This window comes from Chryseobacterium viscerum (genome assembly GCF_002899945.2).
Classification (GTDB): Bacteria; Bacteroidota; Bacteroidia; order Flavobacteriales; family Weeksellaceae; genus Chryseobacterium; species Chryseobacterium viscerum.
Genome location: NZ_PPEG02000005.1, coordinates 188,517 through 210,031 on the forward strand (window position 1 = coordinate 188,517; position 21,515 = coordinate 210,031).

Annotated in this window: 19 protein-coding genes; 7 read left to right on the forward strand and 12 right to left on the reverse strand. The window is 36.5% G+C overall.

Annotated elements, in window-relative coordinates:
* Positions 1 to 71: 71 nt before the first annotated feature.
* The 6 genes from C1634_RS12765 to C1634_RS12790 form a co-directional block, all read right to left on the reverse strand.
* Complete coding sequence (locus C1634_RS12765) at positions 72 to 1,127, reverse strand: serine hydrolase domain-containing protein (protein ID WP_103233274.1); 1,056 nt, start codon at positions 1,125 to 1,127, stop codon at positions 72 to 74.
* Between the two features lie 138 nt (positions 1,128 to 1,265).
* Positions 1,266 to 2,420, reverse strand: coding sequence for a helix-turn-helix domain-containing protein (locus C1634_RS12770; protein ID WP_109738528.1), 1,155 nt, complete (start codon positions 2,418 to 2,420; stop codon positions 1,266 to 1,268).
* A 352-nt stretch (positions 2,421 to 2,772) separates the two neighbouring features.
* The gene (locus C1634_RS12775; RefSeq protein ID WP_103235479.1) at positions 2,773 to 4,302 is read right to left on the reverse strand and encodes a peroxidase, FMP-type; all 1,530 of its coding nucleotides are present in this window, start codon (positions 4,300 to 4,302) and stop codon (positions 2,773 to 2,775) included.
* A gap of 21 nt (positions 4,303 to 4,323) precedes the next feature.
* Positions 4,324 to 5,778, reverse strand: a complete 1,455-nt coding sequence (locus C1634_RS12780; protein ID WP_123921441.1) for a ferritin-like domain-containing protein — start codon at positions 5,776 to 5,778, stop codon at positions 4,324 to 4,326.
* A gap of 4 nt (positions 5,779 to 5,782) precedes the next feature.
* Positions 5,783 to 7,858 (reverse strand): GMC oxidoreductase, encoded by a 2,076-nt coding sequence (locus tag C1634_RS12785; protein ID WP_109738530.1) that lies wholly within the window; start codon positions 7,856 to 7,858, stop codon positions 5,783 to 5,785.
* Positions 7,851 to 8,300: a hypothetical protein gene (locus tag C1634_RS12790; RefSeq protein ID WP_123921443.1), complete on the reverse strand. Its 450-nt coding sequence runs from the start codon at positions 8,298 to 8,300 to the stop codon at positions 7,851 to 7,853. The genes C1634_RS12785 and C1634_RS12790 overlap by 8 nt, the downstream gene beginning before the upstream one ends.
* 461 nt (positions 8,301 to 8,761) lie before the next feature.
* Here C1634_RS12790 and C1634_RS12795 point away from each other — a divergent pair, with 461 nt between their 5' ends.
* Both C1634_RS12795 and C1634_RS12800 read left to right on the forward strand, forming a co-directional pair.
* A complete protein-coding gene (locus C1634_RS12795) occupies positions 8,762 to 9,580 on the forward strand; it encodes a hypothetical protein (protein WP_103235314.1) in 819 nt (272 codons plus the stop codon).
* Between the two features lie 213 nt (positions 9,581 to 9,793).
* A complete protein-coding gene (locus C1634_RS12800; protein WP_109738531.1) occupies positions 9,794 to 11,113 on the forward strand; it encodes a M20 metallopeptidase family protein in 1,320 nt (439 codons plus the stop codon).
* A 100-nt stretch (positions 11,114 to 11,213) separates the two neighbouring features.
* Here the strand turns inward: C1634_RS12800 and C1634_RS12805 are convergent, their stop codons facing one another.
* Positions 11,214 to 11,816 carry an FMN-dependent NADH-azoreductase gene (locus tag C1634_RS12805; protein WP_103235658.1) on the reverse strand — a complete coding sequence of 201 codons (603 nt, stop codon included), beginning with the start codon at positions 11,814 to 11,816 and terminating at the stop codon, positions 11,214 to 11,216.
* A gap of 115 nt (positions 11,817 to 11,931) precedes the next feature.
* Here C1634_RS12805 and C1634_RS12810 point away from each other — a divergent pair, with 115 nt between their 5' ends.
* Together C1634_RS12810 and C1634_RS12815 are read left to right on the forward strand one after the other, a co-directional pair.
* A complete protein-coding gene (locus tag C1634_RS12810) occupies positions 11,932 to 12,288 on the forward strand; it encodes a winged helix-turn-helix transcriptional regulator (RefSeq protein WP_103234805.1) in 357 nt (118 codons plus the stop codon).
* Positions 12,289 to 12,392: 104 nt separating this feature from the next.
* Positions 12,393 to 12,989, forward strand: a complete 597-nt coding sequence (locus C1634_RS12815; RefSeq protein ID WP_103234804.1) for a Crp/Fnr family transcriptional regulator — start codon at positions 12,393 to 12,395, stop codon at positions 12,987 to 12,989.
* An 11-nt stretch (positions 12,990 to 13,000) separates the two neighbouring features.
* On the opposite strand, the gene C1634_RS12820 is transcribed toward C1634_RS12815, so the two are convergent.
* Positions 13,001 to 13,843: a universal stress protein gene (locus tag C1634_RS12820; RefSeq protein ID WP_103234803.1), complete on the reverse strand. Its 843-nt coding sequence runs from the start codon at positions 13,841 to 13,843 to the stop codon at positions 13,001 to 13,003.
* Complete coding sequence (locus C1634_RS12825; protein WP_103234802.1) at positions 13,840 to 14,316, reverse strand: MarR family winged helix-turn-helix transcriptional regulator; 477 nt, start codon at positions 14,314 to 14,316, stop codon at positions 13,840 to 13,842. Before C1634_RS12825 ends, C1634_RS12820 begins: the two co-directional genes overlap by 4 nt.
* 257 nt (positions 14,317 to 14,573) lie before the next feature.
* Here C1634_RS12825 and sph point away from each other — a divergent pair, with 257 nt between their 5' ends.
* Positions 14,574 to 16,139, forward strand: coding sequence for a sphingomyelin phosphodiesterase (gene sph / locus C1634_RS12830; protein WP_165835324.1), 1,566 nt, complete (start codon positions 14,574 to 14,576; stop codon positions 16,137 to 16,139).
* 153 nt (positions 16,140 to 16,292) lie between these two features.
* On the opposite strand, the gene C1634_RS12835 is transcribed toward sph, so the two are convergent.
* From C1634_RS12835 to C1634_RS12845, 3 genes are all read right to left on the reverse strand, one after another.
* Positions 16,293 to 17,498: an MFS transporter gene (locus tag C1634_RS12835; RefSeq protein WP_103234800.1), complete on the reverse strand. Its 1,206-nt coding sequence runs from the start codon at positions 17,496 to 17,498 to the stop codon at positions 16,293 to 16,295.
* Between the two features lie 88 nt (positions 17,499 to 17,586).
* Entirely contained in the window at positions 17,587 to 18,501 is a 915-nt protein-coding gene (locus C1634_RS12840; RefSeq protein WP_109738533.1) for a helix-turn-helix domain-containing protein, read from the reverse strand.
* A gap of 180 nt (positions 18,502 to 18,681) precedes the next feature.
* Positions 18,682 to 19,197: a hypothetical protein gene (locus C1634_RS12845; protein ID WP_109738534.1), complete on the reverse strand. Its 516-nt coding sequence runs from the start codon at positions 19,195 to 19,197 to the stop codon at positions 18,682 to 18,684.
* Between the two features lie 119 nt (positions 19,198 to 19,316).
* On the opposite strand from C1634_RS12845, the gene C1634_RS12850 reads away from it, so the two are divergent.
* Both C1634_RS12850 and C1634_RS12855 read left to right on the forward strand, forming a co-directional pair.
* Positions 19,317 to 20,732 carry an aminotransferase-like domain-containing protein gene (locus C1634_RS12850; RefSeq protein ID WP_103234578.1) on the forward strand — a complete coding sequence of 472 codons (1,416 nt, stop codon included), beginning with the start codon at positions 19,317 to 19,319 and terminating at the stop codon, positions 20,730 to 20,732.
* 301 nt (positions 20,733 to 21,033) lie between these two features.
* Positions 21,034 to 21,210: a histone H1 gene (locus C1634_RS12855; RefSeq protein ID WP_047377485.1), complete on the forward strand. Its 177-nt coding sequence runs from the start codon at positions 21,034 to 21,036 to the stop codon at positions 21,208 to 21,210.
* Positions 21,211 to 21,515: the final 305 nt, after the last annotated feature.

The following is a 21,515-nucleotide window of genomic DNA, read 5'->3' on the forward strand; positions in this document are numbered from 1 at the left end:
TGCCCCTTAGTTTGTATCATTGATGAGTAATTGACGAACAATTGTTGACGAATAATCACTCATTTCATTTATTATTTTAATAGGATATCATTTATTTTAGCCAGTAGGTTTTGTCTCATTTTTGAATTTCTTTGATTGAGAAGAATGATGAAACCCCAGTTTTTAGCTCTGTTGTAGCATATAATTGAAGACTGTCCCATAGAATCTCCGGATTTTAAATAAAGGGTGTCACCGTCATCTGTAGAAATACTTACCCCTAGTCCCATTTCTCTTTTTTCATCTTTATAGAAGATCTTTTCTGTAAGGATGGCAGCTTTACCGATGGTTGTTTCCTTATTGAGAATCCCTTTTAAATAGAGAAGCATATCAGAAGCGTTGGATTTTACCAATCCGGCAGGAGCTGTAATGTTCCATTTGAAGAACTCCTGAATACCGCCCTCAGGATTATGCCCCACAGTTCTGTTTTTTACATCAAAATCTTTAGTGAAGGTAGTATTCATCTGTAAAGGTTTTATTATTTTCATTCTGATGATTTCATCGTAGCTCTTGCCATATACTTTTTCTACTATTTGTCCCAGCAGGGTATATCCAATAGTAGAGTAGCGGTACTTGCCATAATCGGTAAGTTCACTGCAATTATTGATAATATCGGCTAATGTTTTCTGAGTTACGCTACTGACAGGTTGTTGTGGATTAAGCTCTACGAGTTTTCCAAAATCAACATCCGGTAAGCCAGACTGATGAGAAGCCAGATCTGAAATTTTTATTTTATTTCTAAGGTTTTTATGGAGAACATAGTCTTTGGGAAGATAATTGTCTATATAATCATCCAATTTTATTTTATGGTCAAGAGCAGCTTGTGCAATTAAATTAGACGTTAAAATTTTAGTAATGGATGCAATTTCGAATAAGGAATTTTTATCAATTTTAGCAGACGTTTCTGCATTCAGATTACCATAGGCGGTAAAGTATTTCTCGTTATTTTTGATCAGACCAACGCTGATTCCTACGTCAGGATTTTTTTGAAAATTATCCTTTATTAATGAATCTATCTTTTGGTTTATATTCTGTCCAAAAGTAAAAGTGCTTAATAATAGCACGGCTAAAAAGTTGAATGAAGTTTTCATTGTATCGTTATTGATGGTTAAACATTATTATGATACAAATGTGAGAAAGAAGCCTATCCTATGCGACCGAGTACATGCAATCGGGCGGATTTGATCAGAAAAATGAGTTCGGATACTTTGAAAAAAAAGTACGAGTAATTACAACGTATTGTTTTGTAATGTTTTACGATAGGTGGTCGGGGTGTTTCCAGTATGTTTTTTAAAAGCAGTATTAAAAGAAGATTTTGAATTAAAACCCACTTCATACAAGATTTCAAGAATCGTTACCTTAGTTTTTGTAGCATCTTTTAAAATATCCATAGCATATTCTATACGATAGGTATTCACGAAATCATAAAAATGCTGTCCCAGCTTATGATTGATCAAAACAGACAATTCACGGGTAGGAATTCCAATATGATCAGAAATATTCTGGATTGTGATAGAAGGATCCAGAAACGGTTTTTCTGCGGCCATATAATTCTTTAATTTAGACAGCTCCTCATTGTATTCTTTTTCCTGTACCGCTTCAGGCTCGTTCTTTTCTTCCTCTAAAACAATATCGGAGACAAGCTTTAATTTTGAATTAATGCTTCTGAATAAACCGGGATTGTTGAGTGCTTTGAATAAATACCAGCAAACAATAAACAGCTGGGCGACCTGAATGCCAATTTTTATCAGCTCAGAGAGGTATGGATAATCTGAAAATTTTAAAATGTTTTTTAAAAGCACCGTTAAATAAATAACAGCCAGTACACTGGTAAACTGGAACAGCCAGCTATAGGAATTGATGCTTGTACCGGAGTAATTCTCGAGATATAGTTTTTTTGCCTTTCTCAAAAGTATAAAAACGGCAGTAAAATAGGTAAATGCCTGTATATGAAAAAGAATATGATTGAACTGGAGTTCTATCATATGCTGACGATTCATAATGAAATCAATTTTAGAAGCCGTATCCACTGAATAAAAACGGGGGATCAAAGCGATGTTTGCGGCTAAAAAAGGAAGCAGGTGTAAAAGATATTTAGGTTTAAATTTAAAATCAGAATAACAAACTGATACGACATACAGATAAAAAACGGGAATCTGTAGAAAGGCAAGCGTATTTCTGAACATTCCAAGATTGGAAGGAACATCACTTATTAAACTCAATAAAGGTTCACTGGTGTCTATTGCAGTGATGATGAGAAAAAACGCCAAAAGATAATTGCTCGTTTTATGCTTTGTTTTGACTGTAATGAGAAAAAATGCAAGAAAAAATGAAACGAACAGAGAGATCACTGTCACAATAATTAATAAATTACTCTTATCCATTTTTTATTTTTTTGTTCATAGTTGGGTAGTCTTTTTTGTTTGTATCTGATCTTTCCGAGGCTAAAATGGGCCTTGAAATCCAAAATCAAACTCTGCAAATATAAAAATTAGATTGAAGTAATCTATTTTTTTTTACTACCCGTTCAAACCGTAGTGCTAATGCTATAAACGATCTGAAATCAACAGGCAGTAAATCATGGTTTTATGTTATTTTTTGATATGGGGAAAATGGTATTTGTAAAGGTAAATAATCCTATACGAAGAGGTTTTTCACACAAATAGGAGACCACAAAGGCCTCCTATTTTTTATTCCGGATATTGATGCAGTTAGATACCACAAATTTTTTCAATATTACCCTTTATGATAAGGACATCCCGAAGCAGCATGAGAAGTTCCGGCAGGAGCAAAGAACTGATCTTCTATTACTTTTCTCTGGTCTTCAGGAATATCTTTCAGCTTACGAAGCGTATTTACCTGGATATGAGGCCAGCTTGTAGTACCTCCGTCGTTTCCGAAATCAAATTCGAAAAATACAATTTGCTCGTATTGAAGCTGAAGAATTTCTTTTCCGTCTTCAATTACCGTTTCAATCCACATATCCATATCCACTTCAACAGTAGGAACAAAACGATTCACAAAAGGAACGTTTAAAACTCCTCCCTGCGCTCCGGTTTTCATTTTGGATGACATCTTAACGTGAACGTAATTGCTCACTTCCTGACCTCTTAATGTATCTCTAAGCCTTAGATCCGGTCTTACAGAATAAGGATATAAATCGTCTGCCAATATTCTCTGGGTATAAATTTTGTTTGAACCCGGATCATTTTTATCATTTAAAGTCTCATGTACCCAGTCCGGTGCAGGCTTATCAAGATCAATGATATCGTCAGGTGTTACTCCCGCGTTACCCATCGTGCGTGAAATGGCGAGATGGTTAGTGTCCCATGCTTCTTTACCATAAGGGAATTTAGGGGAACCGTCAATTAAATAAATGGTGTCACCTTCAGAATTTCTTTGAGCAGCAATATCTCCCAGTAAAGTAATGGTACTTCCATGAGGAATGACACCACTTCGCGAAATAGAGTAGTCCGGAATAAAATAAGGACCATCAACTCCTGCTCCCGGCTTTATTTCCTGTGCCGGAATAATCTCATAATAAGGCTGTCCCGGTTCCAGCTGGCTCAGAAGGATATACTTTTTTTCTTCCCCGTCTGGTGTTACCCTTACCAAAGGTTCATCTCTGTATTCCCCTGTATATCCATACTTTTCAGCATCTTCTGTTGAAAAAGCATGAATACCACGGTCTCTTTTAATAGATTCCTTCGTTGCAGCATGATTGTAGACATCACTCAGCCATAGATACATCCCGTTTTCTTCATGAATAGGGGTGTACTTTAAAGCGTCTTGTCCTTCTACAGTATTCACACTTTTGATACTTTGCTCGTATTTAACAGCTCCGCAGAAAAGCTCACTTGCACCACCACGGTTACGAACTCCACCGGGAACGATAGAAAATGTTAGCTTCTCAATATATTCTTCACTGTCAAAAGCAAATTTACCGGGAATGGTACCGGAATTGGTACCAGGAGAAGGCATAATGGTAGTATGCACTCCGCTCGCTAATGAAGGTTTGGTAATGTCTTTATTGTAATTTACATTATAACTTACCCAGGTTCCGTCAAGTGCTTCAAGAATTCCATAGTCTACACTATCTTCTATTGCCTGCAGATTTTCTTCTCTAAACGGTCTTACCGGATCATCGATAAGAAGTTTTGAATATCCGTCCATTAATTCTGCCAAAGATTCCTGGTTCTGACCTGGCATTTTACGGAATAACTGTTCACCTCCCGCTTCGGGACTTTCTTTTTTTCTTTTAAGCATGATGTATCGTTTTTTTTAGGGTTATAAATTGATGTATTCGAAAGTAGGACCTGCATTAGTCTGAGAATCCAATGGTTGTTTCATCAGACCTACTGCCTGCTCTTTCAGGGCATACATGTACATAATGGATTTTTCCAGTTCTCTTTGATTTCCTTCCACAGCACTTTGAATAGCATCTAATAAACGCTTATAGGTTTTATTAAACTCAACGCCCTGGGCATATAGTTCTTTGTTCTCTTTATAGTCTGCCAGCTTAGGATTAGGTTTCATCGGATATGCCTGATTCCAGTCTACAGGTAAATCTTTTCCTGTGGGTGGCGTAGTGACAGGCATCATGCCGTTTTCATCCATAAAGGGTTCGTAGTTTCCTCCAAGATAAAAATGCTCATGGAAAACTTCTTTAAATCTGAAATAATGAGCCAACTCCACACCTTCTTCAAACTGTGACGGGTCCACATCGAAAATAGAATCGTCAGCTCCTTCACCTTGTCCTTTGATTTCCTGGAAAACGGCAATTACTCCAGCCAGAGCTTCTACAAAGTGTAGCTTCCCGCCGCTTCCGTAATATTGCTCAGGGCGGATCTGCTTTGTAGAGTCTCCTGTGAAAATTCCTCCTGTATTGAGTTCCTCGAAATTCTTAGGAAGGCTTCCATGTTCTTTGTAATAAGCACTGATTTGGAAAACGACAATATAGAAGAATAAGATATCATAATATTCACCGATGGTATGTACGTCTTCCATAATAAAACCTTTCATGTTTTCAAGAGTCCAGAAATTGTTCTCCGATACTGCAGCTCTTTGAGAATAGAAGGCTGAAGAATCAGTTTCATGATCATATTTAGGAGCTTTTACCAAAGGATTGCTTGGGCTTTCTATAGCGATAAATGTTGCAATGCTGTTTGAGGAGAAGGTTTCCAGCCCAACATAGAAATTAACATTCATAGGTAATTTCATAGGATAGGTAGGGTAGTTCTTCTGCTGGTTGACAGAGGGTTGGATGTCGATGGCGTTCAGGACATTACAAACCATAATCAGGTGAAGCATTTCTTCCACCGCAACACTTCTGATAATCTGGGAAGCCAGAGCATTGGTTCCATCCTTTATTGAATACAAAGCAGTAAGATAAGGAGGAATGGTAGAGTGTTCGATAAGAATTGCTGTCTGTAAAAGGTCCTGTAAAACCGGGCGGTAATCCACATCGGCTAAGCCTTTTTTTACTTCTGAAATTCCTGAACCTGATTGAGATTCCAGATAAGCATTAAATTCCTTAATCTGATCATTGAGCAAAAGGCTTGTCATCATTTTGCTGTGATGTTTTACTCCTTCAACCCAATCTTCTTTGCTGAGCGTTGAATCAAACAATAAAGTAGGCAATGAAATAGGCTCTGCTACGACAGCACTTCTGCCTGCCAGATTGGATCCTTTTAATAATGTTTCCTGTGGTTGTTCTGTTTTATTGATAAGTCTTTGTCTCATGTTTTTATTTTTTAAGTTGAATTTCAAGATCAGCAAGGATAGATTCTACCGAACGGATTGTGAATGCTGATAATGTTAAAGTAGGATTTGAAGTTCCCAGTGTTGTCATATTTCCTGCTCCTACGATATATAAATTAGAATGGTCCCAGGCTTTGCAATAGCTGTTGGTTACAGAATCTTCTGCTGTAGAACCCATTCTGTGAGTTCCTACAATATGGCCTGCACCGTTGTAAGAATATCTTTTTCCATTGTAGATCACAGAGTTTTTGTCTTCCACAGTATATTTTGTAAAATCCTCAATCCCTAATCTTTTGAACATTTGGTCCGAAGCACTTTTTGCCTGTTCCATAGATCTCTTCTCGTAGTCAGTCAGCTCATAATGAATAACAGGACGTGGAATACCAAGAACATCCAGATATTGATCATTAATAGTTACTCTGTTATTAGGGTTTGGCAGCTGCTCGATCTCAAAATGGAACAAAACCTGCTTTGAAAGCCTGTTGGTAAGTTTTTCTCTTAATTCTGCTCCAAAACGTTTGTCTTTGATAAAGTAGGCCACATCAGAACCTGGAGAAAATGCAGGCCAGCCCCAGCCCCAATTGTCAAGCGGAGAGATCCACGCTGAAAATTCACCTCTGAAATTTCCGTCACGGAAAGACGAAATATTCGTGGTAGAACCAGGACCTCTGTACGGATATACCGGTTCTGGGAAAAGTCCCCACGTAAGCATTACCATATGATCCATCAGGTTTCTTCCTACCTGGTCACTGCTGTTAGCAGCCGTTTTTACAACATTGTTAACGGTATATTTGGAGTTCAATAAAATTTTTGGATTTTCAAAAGCATTGGCTGCCAGAATTACGATAGAGTCTGAAGTGTCAATAGCTTCTTCAACAAAATCAGTTTTCTCCCTTGAAGTATATCTTCTCAGATGAACTTTGGAAATTTTATCTTGATTATCCTGATCCACACTTAATTTATAAACCACACTCTGAGCCTGAATCTGCATGTATGGATTGCGCTTAAGGTTTTCATTCTCATTAACTTTATATAAAGCTTTTTTCAATGTTTTTAAAGCATTGTATTTTGCCTGAACCGGACAGATCGGAACACAGGATGCATTTCCTTCGCAGCGTTCTCCCATATAAGGATTCCATACAGAACCAAGAGCTTTGTATTCTTCCTTTTCTGAGCTGTCTAAAACAAGTTTGTATCCCGTTTCTTTAGGTTCAGCTTTGATGATCTTTGTTTTTCCGTATTTGGGATTCGGAATAGAATTTCTTCCCTGTGGAGATGGTACCATCAATAACGGAATTTCTCCTGAGCTTAGCGCTACACTTGTCCCTTTAAGACCCTCAATGATCTTGTGATCCATATAACTCTGAGGAATTTCTTCCATCGGGAACACATAATCTCCGTAATATTCTTCCATATTCTCAGAAATAGGATATTCCTGTCTTGAAACATCTCCGGAAACCCCTATTTCAAACTCTGCCATTTCATAATAAGGCCTTAGTTCTTCATAGTCTATAGGCCAGTTAATGGGTGTTTTTTCTTTCGAATCCGGCTTATCTATTGTAATTCCGTATTTCTCTGTAAGTTTGAAATCGTTCGGAAGCATCCTTGGAGTAGTTCCCAGCCAGTGAAGGGTAGTCCCTCCGCCCACTCTGATGGCATCACTGGCAAACGGCATTGGCCCAAACTGAACCAGATATCCTTTCTTATCAGGAAATGGGGGGATAATATGCTCCATATCGAGTACATTCGGAGAAGGGGCCTGTTTTAAATTCGGATAAGGAGAATTGGGAACTTTGGCTTCTTCCATATAAAAAGTACGCATATACTCATTATATGTAGTCATTGAAGACACAGAATCCAGCTCCAGACCGGCTTCTAATCCAGCTTCGTACATCAGGATTGATATTTCGCGGATGTTGTCAGATTTTCCTGCATCTGCACGGTGGATCATTTTTCCTTTGGTTACATCAAATACGTGGTCGGTCAGCAGTTTTGCAATAAGAGATCCTGCGATCCCTGTTCCTACGATGATGACATCTTTTTTATGGTTGATCTTATTCATGAGTTGTTGTTACAGGTTTAATATTCCATGATTTGTAGCCAGGCTGTTTTGCTCCGGGTGGATGAGAATGCATCAGGTTCCAGACAAGGCCTTCTTTGTAAGAAAGATCATTGATATACGCTCCTTCCCAGGTTCCCAGATACCACATTGTAATGACTTTCCCAGCAATATCATTCATCCCTGGTTTTGCTATAATTTCGGATTGAATGGCTTTTTTTAACTGATCTTTATCGGAAGAGCTTTCAAGAATATTTTTAGAAACAGTAAGAAATTCTACAAAAGTAGCAGCATCTAAGCTTTTGAGAACGTAAGTGTAATAGGTTTCTGCCAAGCCAGTAGACTGTAATTCGTTGACCGTAAATCCGGCAAGCGCTTCCGAGATAGACATAAACACGTCGAAATAGTAATCGTCGACGTTGAGGATTTTGTTAATAATGTTCATTTCGTTAAAAATTTGGGTTAGATATCTTCAACTCCTTTTAACAGGAGATGTTCATGCTGATTGATCTACAGCTGCCGGATTTTTCAGATACCATCTCTTTTTTCAGAAATGAATGCATGTCTTTCAAGCGATCCATAGTTATCAATTTTTGTTACATCGAAATTAATCAGATCCTGTTAGATAAGATTCAGTATTTCTACGTAATTTATAGTAGTTATTGTTTGTGAATTTTTACATAATCCCTTATACGAAAGGGTTTGTGGAAGTTTTGTTTTCACCTAGTTTAGAATTAATTTAAATAATGTGGTAGGATATGTTGGATTTACTGATGTATTGATTCCCAATATTTTGTTATCTGATTCATCATGTAAGTACTGAACTTATTAACAATATTTATTTGGGCTTTCTAAAAATATGTAGGCTTTTTAAATTATTAAACTTTGCATTATTAAAAAACACAGATGAGAAAAGCACTATTTTTATTCACTACTTTAGTAACATCAGTCATATTTGGGCAAAATGTAGGGATAGGAACACCCAATCCTGACCCTTCGGCTATTTTGGATCTAACAGCTTCCAACAAAGGATTTTTGCCTCCTAGGATAAACCTTAATTCTACTACAGATATTGTAACCATTCCCAATCCGGCCACGGGGCTTTTTGTTTTTAACACTGGAGCTGGAAGTTTAACAACTAAAGGTTATTATTATTGGGATGGAGCAAAATGGACGAGATTAAGCATTGCTGATGGGGGTGGAAATTTCCAGGTGGGAGAAGAAAGAGGTTATCGGTTTGTAGTAACAGGGACATTTCAAAATTCTGCAGGAAATACCAATAAAAATCAAATGACAGGAAGAGCAGCTTCCCAAACAGGGGTAATTCAGAGAAAAGCTCTGTCTGAATTTGTGAATGTTGCTGAGCTTCCTTTTTTTGAGGGAATAAGAATTGATGTTTTAGCTGGTGAGGATACTGTTTTAAGACCAAGATTTTTTAACACAACCAATTCTAATATTACTATATCTTATGCAACATTGTCTACAAGCAACCCATTACAGAATTCTCCCAATATGACCATTCTTCCTAATTATTACAGTACAAGAATTGATGGTGATGATTGGCTATACACAAGCAATGAATATATGGAACAGGATCTTGTAGAAATACTTTTTCCTGATGGTAAGTATTACAGAATGTCCATTGTAGCCTATTCCACAAATGCAGCTTTTAACACGGCCGCATCTAATACTATTATTGGAATTTCTTTGAAAAGAATTATTTAATAATACTACTTATTGAAAGTGAAATAATTTTAATATAATCATGTTTAGTAAACAGATGCTTGTCATTGACAAGCATCTGTTGTATTTATGGATTACACATTCTTTGAAGTATGATTAATTAAGGTGTAACGAAAGTATAGTTTTAAGTGTCTAATAGATAGATGCAAGCCGCTGATTAAATAATTACCAAAGAAAAATCAATTAATTCTGACCATGAAAAAACTTACTTTAACCATACTATGTCTGATCTCTTTTGCCTTATCTGCACAACGACTGAAGGATAAAAAAGAAACCGCTTCTCATTTGTCCAAAAATCTAAAAGAACAGTCAATACATCAATCTGTTCAGCTCGAAACAGACAGGATATTTAATAAGTTGGTTACTATCAGAAGAGATTTTCATGAAAATCCGGAACTGGCAGGCAAGGAAGTGCAAACTCAGGAAAAGATTAAACAGTATCTGCTTGATTTAGGATTGGAAGTTCAAACGGATGTTTATGGATATGGTGTTGTAGGAATTCTGAAAGGGGATAAGGAAGGAAAAAAAATAGCATGGAGATCGGATATGGATGCATTACCCAATGATTATCCGGATCCGGAGACATTCAAATCGAAAGTAAAAGGTGTTCAGCATGGTTGTGGCCACGATATTCATATGGCAGTTGGACTAGGAATTGCTGAAGTTCTTGCCAAAAATAAAAAGTCATTAAAAGGAACTGTTTATTTCATATTTCAGCCTGAAGAGGAAACTTTCAAAGGCGCAAAAGAAATGTTGAATAACGGGTTGCTTTCCAGAATACATCCTGAAGAAATTTATGGATTGCATGTAACTGCAATACCGGCTGGACAGCTCATGGTGAAACCTAATGAAATGTTTGCCTATCAAAAGAGAATAAGGATTCAGTTGAAAAATGAATTGTCAGAAGAACAGACAAATGAATTAACAAAAAAAATCAGCAATTCTTTATTTCGTGCTTCTTCCGGAAGTAAGCCATGGGAAATACATTCTATGGTTGATCCTAAAATCGGGCTGACAAATCCGAATACTATTTTCAAAGATTATCTTTTCATAGACGGAAAATTTGCCACTTATTCTAAAAATAATGAATCTTTTCTTGAAAACTATCTATATGAGACGAATTTATCTAATGTAGATAAGATAATTCCAGAAGTTCAAAAGATTATCGAGGATAATGGTTACAAAAACCAACTTCTCTCTGTTTCATTCACGCAGGGAAATCCAACTGTTATCAATAATGAAAAATTAACCCGTTCAGCAACAGAAATCCTTCAGAATATGTTTGGGAAAAATACAGTTGCTATAGCTTATGGGCAGGTTCCGTTTTTTAATGATGACTTTGCTTATTTTCAACAAAAAATACCGGGAGTTTACTTCTTTCTTGGTGGTTCTAATGTTGAAAAAGGAGTGATTGCAATGAATCATTCTCCTAATTTTCAGGTGGACGAGGAAAGCATCAGAACCGGAGTGAAATGCTTTTCATCATTAATTATAGAGCGTCTTAATAGCAACTAACCTTTTATTGTAATACGATCTATTTAAACAAAACTTCTGGTAAAGAAGCTTACTTTATATAAAAAATGCTGTTCTCAAAAAGAACAGCATTTTTAATTTTTTACTCTACAACAATACTTTCAATGCCTTTTTGCAATGCTGTGTCCTGAATAACCGGAACAGAAAGCCCTTCTGCACGGACAACAGAAATATCCGTCATTCCCATAAATCCTAAAGTTTGTTTTAAATAAGGAACTACAAAATCATAAGCCTGCCTTTCGCCTTCAGAATAAACACCGCCACTTGAAAAAGCAAGATATACTTTCTTGTTTTTCACCAGACCTTCAGGACCGTTTTCACTGTAACTGAAAGTTTGTCCTGCTCTTGCAATATGATCAAGCCATGACTTCAGTGTAGAAGTGATGCTGAAGTTATAAAGCGGAGCTTCAATAATGATAATATCAGCCTCATGAAGCTCAGCAATTACCATATCAGAGAGCTTTACAGTTTCCAATTGCTCAGAAGTACGGTTTTCAGCCGGGGTGAAGAATGCATTGATATGGGCTTCTTCCAAATGAGGAAAAAGAGGATTGGTCAAATCACGTTTTTTGAAAATACTGTCAGGGTATTTTGCGGTAATTTTTTCTACAACAGCATTTCCCAGTTTTTTGCTGACTGATGATTCGCTTCTTGGGCTTGAGATAATATGAAGTACTTGTTTCATTTTTTTATTTTTTAAAATTGATATTTCAAAATTATCTATATTTACTAATAAAAAGATAGTAGTTACCAAAAGGTTAGTAATAACATTTAGGTTAGTAACAATAGAAAAAAATAGAATGGAAGAAGAAAAAATAGTGTATTCACGGCCACAATGCAGCACTCATCTGTCTGCAACTGAGGATGCTTTATACGTTCTTGGCGGGAGATGGACGATCCGGGTCATGATTGCTATTTTAGGCGGACATACGCGGTTCAATGAATTACAGCGGACCATCAATGGAATTTCAGCACGAGTGTTATCCAGCGAATTAAAAAAACTGGAGGTCAACCATTTGGTGGAAAGAACAGTTCTCAGCGATCATAAGCCCGTTTTGGTAGAATATATTCCTACAGAATACAGTGAATCACTGAAAGATGTGATTGCTGCCCTGGCTGATTGGGGGGTAAAACATAAAAAGAAAATTACAGCCTGATAACACAATAGAAGAGTAGGTGGGTGCCATGAAATACTGTGTCTTTTGCTGTATTTTATGAGTTGCACCATTCATTATGCTTTTAATCAATTAATAATGATAAGATGATCATATGCGAAGACTTATTATTTTCCTGGGGAGCCAGTCTGGAAAAATATGAAGCTGGAGATGCTATTTTTCAGGAAGGAACTGCGGCAAAATATTATTTTCAGATAAAGTATGGTACTGCAAAACTGAATACTTTTTTAGAAGATGGAAAAGAATTTGTTCACGGGCTTCCCTTTGATGGTCATTGCATAGGTGAGAGTTACTTATTTACAGACCATCATTATGCAGTCAATGCGATTGCAGTTACCAGCTGTGAAGTGATTAAGATTTCTAAAACCAAATTCCTGCCGCTATTATTGGAAAACCCTGCATTAATGCTGGAGATCAATAAATATACAGCCGACAGAATGCATTTCCGGTATTTAATTTCCAGTTTTCTGGCCATTTCGGATCCCATTATAAAACTTAGGAAGCTTTTTGATCATATTAAAAGCTATTTCGGTTTTGAAGAAGCTTACTCATTCCTGATTCCCTATACCAGACAGCAAATAGCTACTCTTACCGGTCTTCGGGTAGAAACGGTGATCAGATATGTCAAAAAAATGGAGGAACAGAAACTTGTTAAAATTGAAAGCTCTAAAATTTATTATTAGTTTTCAGTGATTTATTTTAAGATCAGTACAGGCTGATGGGTATTTTGGTAAATTCCTTCAGAAATACTTCTGCTGGCCAGATAATACAAAAAGCTGTGCTCGCCTGGTAATGCAATAATAAGATCGGCAGCATTGGAGGTGGCGAAAGTCAGAATACCATTAATAACATCTTTATCATAAGAATAATGAATACTGCTCGGAATTTCCGTTAAATGTTCGCGGATATAGTCTTCCAGCTCCCTTTTTTTATCCTCATCCTCTTTTTCACTGGTCTTGATATTTAAAAACAACAACCGGACATCTTGTTTGTGAATAACAGATTTATGATGAAATAATCTTTGTAATCTTTTGATTCCCTTTATATCACAAGGAATAAATATATTTTTAATAGGAGTGTAGTGATAGCTGTTGGGAACAATTAAGGTCTTTACAGGGCTGGTTCTTGCAATGCTTATAATATTATCAGAAACAAAGCTTTCATTGGAAGAGGTTGGGTCGTCACTCCCAAGAATAATCAGTTCTACAGACGGTTCGTTCTTTAAAAGCTCATTGATGCTTCTGGTAAGAGCCCAGTCACTTAGTACTCTGGAAACCTTGAGGTCAGGGTGTTTTTCTGTAATAATACTGCTTAACTGGTCAAATAATAATTCTGTTCTTTGAAGCAGATTATTCAGACTTTCTTCATTCACAAAGGAATGCCCTTCTGCAATATGCAGATAATCAAACTCAGATTCTCCCGCTGTTTTTAGTAAGATGATGTTTTGATATTCATAGGTTTTTGCCCAGTCTGCGGCAACTCTTACTGCATTTTCCGTAGTTGATGTAAAATCAATGGGTACAAGGATTGTTCTCATAATATATCATTTTTTGATCCTGATTCTTCCAGATTTACTGTCATTTTTTTTACTAGCAGAAGAGCTTTGCTGATCTCTTCTTCATCAATATCTCCAGCCGCTTTTTTATAAAGGTCCAATGCCCACGGATAAACAGTTTCTACAATCTGTTTCCCTTTCACAGTTAAAAAGATCTGCTTATTCCTCCGGTCGTTTTTATATGCTATCCGTTCTACCAGATCCCGCTTTACAAGGCTGTTGATAAGATAAGTGATGCTTGATTTGTCTTTGCTTACTTTACTCCCTATTTCCTGCTGATTGATGCCATTATTGCGTGAAAGTAATCCCAGAATCTCAATAAGTTCAAAAGAAAGATCCGGATCATATTCATTAATGGTGGTCTGAATCTTCTGTCGAAGGCGGCTTTTCATTTCACTCATGGCCAGGCCTAGCTCCAGAGCCAGTTCCGAAATATTATTCTGTTGTACAGGCATACTTTTACAATATATTAGAGCAGGATAAGATACATATCGAAAAGATTTTATCGCATATCTTATCCTAACAAATATACGTAAAATTAGTTTTAATTAAAACTAATTGGGTCGTTAGATTATTATAATTTTTAATAGTTAAATGATGAATCTGAAAATTATTATTTAGATAACATTGGGTTCATTTTTGTTTATGGGGTAAATCCTACTTTGGCCGCAGAAAAAACAAAACAATTTTAACTCAAAAACTTATGAATCAAATGTTTTCAATAGTCCGGATTTTTTCGGTACTATGTCTTCTTACCCTTTTATCGTGTAGATCAGATCAGTTTCAGCCAGATGAAACCCTGTCTAATACACAGGAAAATGCCATGAGAAGTGCTTTTCCGAATATTAAAGTATTATCTTACAATACATTTTTGTTGAAAGAACTCGCCGTGTCTGGTATGACACAATGGTCTCAGCAGGCGAGAGCACAGAAAATTGGTGAAGCTTCCTTTTTGAGAAACTATGATGTTCTGATGCTTCAGGAGTGCTTTGACAATGCAGCTTCCGATAAACTGCGTGAAAAACTTCTTCCCAGTTTTCCTTATCAGACTCCTATAGTAGGACGAACAAAAGATGGTTGGAATAACACTTTCGGCCATTGGCGTGAGATCATCTCCGGCGGATTCGAAGACGGAGGAGTAATGATTGCCAGTAAATATCCTATAGAAAGAATGGATCAGTTTATCTTTCCGGCAGGATGTTCTTATGATGGATACTGTCTGAAAGGTTTTGCTTACGCCCGAATATTAAAAGAAGGGAAACGTATCCACTTTATTGCAGTTCATGCACAGTCTACACAGCCATCTTGCAATGGAAAAGAGGTGGAAATCCGTAAACAGCAGTTGGGAATGATGAAATCATTTGTTGACCGATTGAATATTCCTGAAGATGAAATGGTAATCTATGGTGGAGATTTCAATATTATAAAAGATACTCCCGAATATTCCAGTATGCTGCAAACCCTTAATGTAAATGCACCTACATACAAAGGATTAAAATATTCATGGGATACAAAAACCAATATAATGGCTTCCTATCATTACCCCTATCCGGAAAATAAACGAGAATATCTTGATTATATTTTGGTTTCCAATGATCATCTTGTACCTCCAACTTGGCAAAATATTGTATTTGATCCTGTATCTTCAAATCTTATGACTTATACGAATATAGCTGGAATTAAATATCATTGGACAGAATACTCAGATCATTATCCTGTAGAAGGGAATGTCTATTCGGATCAGAAAACGCCTACAAAAAGTTTAAAATTCAGAAAATACGACCGTATTTCGCTAAAATCTGTATCCACGGGAAAATACATCAGTACAAATCTATCAACACCTAATGACTGGCTGACTGTTACTTCTGTACTGCCAAGTGATGCAAGAACCTGGTTTAATATTGTGAATATCGGAGATTCTGACAATTATTTTGATCTGAAAGAAGGATATGTAAGAGTAGAGAGCAGTGAAAGGCTCAACCATTTCTGGTATTGGTATTCTTCAGGCAGTGGAAGTTATTATTTTTATCCAAAATATGGAAAGACTACTTACAACCTAAGAATTCAGATTGTAAAGAAAAAGGCAGGGAATTTTTCAAAAAGTATTGAAAATGGGGATATTGTCGCTTTCAAGGATACGACAGGAGTTGGAAATACATATTATCTGCAGGTCTATAATAAATCAGGAACAGATTGGATCTATCTGAATGGAACCAGTTTAACTCCTGATGTGCAATTTGAAGTAAATATGAACAATACGGTTGCAGAACCTTTTTAGAATTACTCATTTATCTATATAACAAGCGGCTGCCTTTTGGCAGTCGCTTTTCAAATATAAAGATCAGGAAAAAATCACATTATTAGACCGCTAAAGATGAAGGGCTCTGTCATCCGATTATTCCTTGAAGGTATCAAATAAAAAAAGCAGAGACTAATTCTCTGCTTTTTCTTTTTTAACGGCTTGATTCATAATAAGGATAATCCCCAATAGGAAACAGGCGATGATCAGATAACGCCAGGAAAGGTCTTTTTGATCAGTTACCGTTCCGCTCACTGAAATGATAAAACTTGTTATTGAAGTAATCACATACACCAATCCTCCCATCAGTCCGCCGGCAGTTCCTGCATTTTTAGGAAAGTAAAGCATACTTGTCGTAAAAAATGAGGTAAATAAAATTCCGGAACAGATATGAATGAAAAAAGCAAAAGGAATCATAATGAAAAGACTTTGTGCGTAATAACTGGTGATGATCAAACCTGCAATCAGGATCAGCTGCAGAAGGATAGGCTGTAAGATTCTTGGTTTAAAATCAAGAGTCAGTCTGCGTTTTCCGATAAATCCGCCGATCATCCAGGAAAAACCTAAAATCAAGGTACAATATCCAATGACTACCGGAGTAAAATGAAAGGTATTTTCAATAATAAAAGGTCCGGTAATATTAAACAACATCACAATAGAGTAGCTTAATCCCAAAATGAAAATTCCAAGCATGAAAATTCTGTTCTTAAGCATCATTTTGTAAAGGCTGATATTCTCTGACAGATCCAGTTTCTTTTTCTGAGGAAGACTTTCGCCACTGAAGAACCATTCGAAGAGGAAAAGAAGTCCGGCGTACGCAGCAAGAAAATAAAAATTAGCATGCCAGTTAAAAAGTTTTTCAAGATAGCCCCCTAAGAAAGGCGCCAGAATGGGTCCGCACGACCATACAATCGTAAAATAACTCAGATAATGTTTCACTTTCTCCGAATCATAAAGATCTACAAAAATAGCACGGGTTGCCACTACAAGAACAGAAACAGCCGCTCCCTGAAGAATACGAAGCAGACAGATCAGTAAAATACTGTTGGTCATGGTAATTAAAATACTGGTCAGAATCAATAGGAACAACGCTATCAATTTGGGACGATAACGGCCGATACTGTCCAGAATCCCTCCTACAAATAACTGTGAAATTCCGTAGCTCAGAAGATATGAAGTTAAAGTGATCTGGATATCTTTTTCTGAAACCATCATTTCTTTAGCCATAGAAGGGAATGATGGTAAATAAATATCCGTGACAAACCCGGAAAGCGGAATTGACACGAAAGCCATAATAGTAATTAATCTGATTCTTTTTTCAGATGCATCTTTCAACATATTCAGTCATTTTTTACCATGCAAAAATAGCTCAAGAAATATAAATATGGATTTTAAAAGACAAAGTAAAAATTACAAAAATCAAATATTAAGATAAATTCTTAAATTTTAAGGGTGAAGTCTGGGCATGCTTTTTAAAGAAATTATTAAAATGGGCCGGCTGGTCAAAGCCTAAAGTGTAGCCTATCTGAGCAATATCCCAATTGGTATACTTCAGCAGGTTTTTAGACTCTTCAAACATCTTTTCCTTAATGATCTGTGTTGTAGTAAGATTGGTGACAGATTTTACGGAAGAATTCAAATGATTGACATGCACATTGAGATGATCGGCAAAGTCGGAAGGACTTTTTAACGCGAGTGGATAAGCAGGAGAATCCAAAGGAAACTGTTTATTGAGCAATTCGTCAAATAGCTTATAGAGTCGTACGTTCCCGGGGAGCTCATTGGGATTGATATCTTCTAAACGGTTTTCCAGTGCCAGATGCATAACAGATGCCAGATTGCTTTTGATACTGCTGCAACGGAAAGGGTAGGAAGAATTATTCATCCTGTAGATTTGATCAAAATAAAGAGTAGCCAGCTCGGTCTGTTCGTCCGTCAGAAAAACAACCGGTTTGCTCCATTCCTTGAACATCGAAGTTTTTTTAAACAGGTTAAATTCTGAATTTCCATTAAAAAACTCCTGATTGAAAAGGCAGAAATACCCTTCCTGAAAATCACTCTCACATTCCCAGGAATACGGGATACTTGGAGAAGGGAAAAATAGAGCCGGACGGTCAATATACAACTGATGCGTACCATAATGAATGGTGCCCTTTCCTATGATAAAACTTATTTTATAATAATCACGGCGGTTATAGGGACTCTTGAAGCTGCAATATCTCCGCATCGAAATATTGAAATGGGACTTGCCTGTTTCAAACTCCTCCGAATCAAACATTTTGACCTCGTTTTTACGGATACGTCTGTAATAGTCTTCTATAGTTTCCAGTTGATCACTCATAAGTAAAAATTATAAAAATCAAAGATAAACAAACTCGTGTTCACTTACATTAATTTTAAGTGAAATAATAAAAATGAGAATTATAGCTTACTTCAATAATATCAATATTAAAAAGGGTCTTACTTATTATAAAATATACAGAAACATCCGTGTAAACCTGAGAAATCTGTAGTTGAAAATCTAATTTTTATTAATCTCCAATTCTAAAATATGCGATGGAAGCTGAAAAGGACCCGCCTTTGAACTGACTGTAGACATAAAACCAGATTCTTTTAAAAACTCCTGAAGCGGATCGTGATCCAGCATATTGATCCAGATAATATCTGTAAAACTCACAGCCGATCTGCATTTCTTCCAAAGCGACAGCCTTACCTCCGCTGAATCAAATTCTGAAGGAATGACAAAACTGATTTCTGTAGCCCTTTTTCCATCAGGTATTCCGGGATGCAGAGAACCACTTTTTATAATACTGTACCCGATGGGTTTCTGATCAGCATAGGTCATAATGAGCTGGTTAGAAAGATTGTTCAGTTCATTGATCATCTTTCTTGGATCTATTTCATGGTGAATGTATTTTTTAATGTCCTCTTCACTTACAAACTCCTTGTGCAATGTATAAATTGAAGAATCCATAATGGTTATAAGATCAGAAATTCCCTCTTCAGAACCTACCTTAAATTTTGAAATGATATCCATGGGGCTTTTTTTTTATTCAAAATTATAAGTTTAATCCTTTCAAAAGGGATACAGTTCGCTAAAATATAACCAGTACAGAAAGGTATTTTTGTAAATTTGTTCAGTACAGTTGTTGTGTTATGATGAAACCTTATAAGTATGAAGTTTTTACGAAAGTAATAGAGGAGCAGATCCGCAACGGAATCCTACAAAAAAATGAAAGACTTCCCTCTGTTCGGGAGATTAAAGAAAAATACAGGCTGAGTAAAAGCTCAGTACAAAATGGATTTGAATATCTTATGATCAAAGGGTTGATCAGGAGCAATCCTCGGTCTGGTTATTTTGTTACAGAAATTCAGGAAGAAAATATTCCGGAGGCGAAGACAACGCTGCCTGCGGTTGTGAGGGATGAGGTGTTTATGAAAAATATGATGCTGACTTCCAAAAGAACTTCAGAATTCAGTTCTTTCAATACAGCGGTTCCGGGAGATTTGCTCATTCCGCAGAAGCTTGTCCTGAGAACTATGCAGGAAGTGATTCGTGAAAAAGGAGCAGCCTTGCTCAGATATTATCCTTCCAACGGGTTGGAAGCATTAAGGAAACATATTGCAAAACAAATGGGAGCTTACGGCGGCACCATCAATCCTGATGAAATCATTATTACAGATGGCGCTTTGCAGGCACTCACAATCGCTTTAAAATCGGTCACTAAAGCTGGGGATGTGGTGGCTGTTGATAGTCCGTGTGTGTTTTCTGTGCTGGAGGTGATTGCCCATCTGGACCTGAAAGTGCTGGAGGTTCCTATACATTATAGAAGTGGTTTTGATACGGAATACCTGCGGAAAGTCTGTGAAGAAAATGATATCCGGGCTCTTGTCACTACTCCGAACTATCATAACCCTACAGGAATGATGATGAGTGATGAAATGAAAAAAGAAATCATTAGTATTGCAGAATTCCATCAGCTATGTGTCATTGAGAATGATATGTATTCTGATCTTTATTTTGGGGAACAAAGACCACGCAGTATAAAAAGCTTTGATAAAAATGGGGTAGTAATGACCTATTCCTCATTTTCAAAAACATTAGCGCCTGGAATTCGGTTAGGATGGCTGTATGCAGGAGATTTTTATGCAAAATCAGAAAGAGCAAGATTTGCTTTGGGACGCTCTGTTTCTCCTATTTATCAAGAACTGGTTCTGAAGCTCCTGCAGGGGAGCAGCTATGAAAGGCATCTGCGCTCATTCCGGAAAAAGCTAAGCCAGCAGGCAGTTCAGGTATTGGACGCTTTAAGAAATTCTTTTCCTGAAGATTCCTATTTTCACAGACCTCAGGGTGGATACAGTATTTGGGGACAACTTCCAGCAAATATAGATAAGGAAAGATTCTATCAGTATTGTGAGAAACATCAGATTTTATTTACTCCCGGAGATACCTTTTCTTTTACGGATAAATACCACTATCATTTCCGGATTGTTTTTGCAGAACGAATTACTTCTGAAAGCATTATTTTATTGGAAAATGCGGGACGAAAAGCAAAGGAACTATTGTTGTAAACCCATAAGAATAATGAAGTTAGTAAGAACGGGTAAGAAATCAGATGAATTTTAAATGAATGATTGACTTATTTTTCTTCAATTCTTACAGGTTTTTAATTGATTCTTAATGGGTTAAAATGGATTCTGTTTTCAGATTGAAATTGGTATCCGATTTCCTGCCATCATTTGATTTTATTTTAAAAATTAAATTGAATTGAAGAAAGACTCAAAAAAAATAATCAAAACCACTATTTTTTTTCAACACAATTAGGCTGGAATCACCATAAAACCTATATTTGCAGCCTAAATTTTTAAATAAATGAAAGAACTAATTGAAAAAATTAACGCAGAATTTGAGGCGTTCACAACTGAGGCAAACCAACAAGCGGAAAAAGGAAACAAAGCAGCTGGTACAAGAGCTCGTAAAGCAGCTTTAGAACTAAGCAAATTGTTCAAAGATTTCAGAAAAGTTTCTGTAGAAGAAGCTAAGAAATAATTTACCTTTAGCCGGCTTTTGAAGCCGGTTTTTTTATCCCCTGCCGAATCTGAAATAGGGCGAAATTTTTTAAATTGTACTTTTTAAGATCAGTATCTGGGATAATATACCTTTAAAAGAGGTAAAAAAGGGAACAACATTGCTTTCCGAAGAAGAACAGTTATTTCTTAAAGGAAAATAAGAACTCGACTTCAGAAAAATACATAAAGACTGTCTTATTGATGGTCTTTTTTTATGGATTATAGTTATTCTTTGATTTTTGTTCTTTAATAGGGATGAAAAAGTTAATAATATCTATGAAAAGG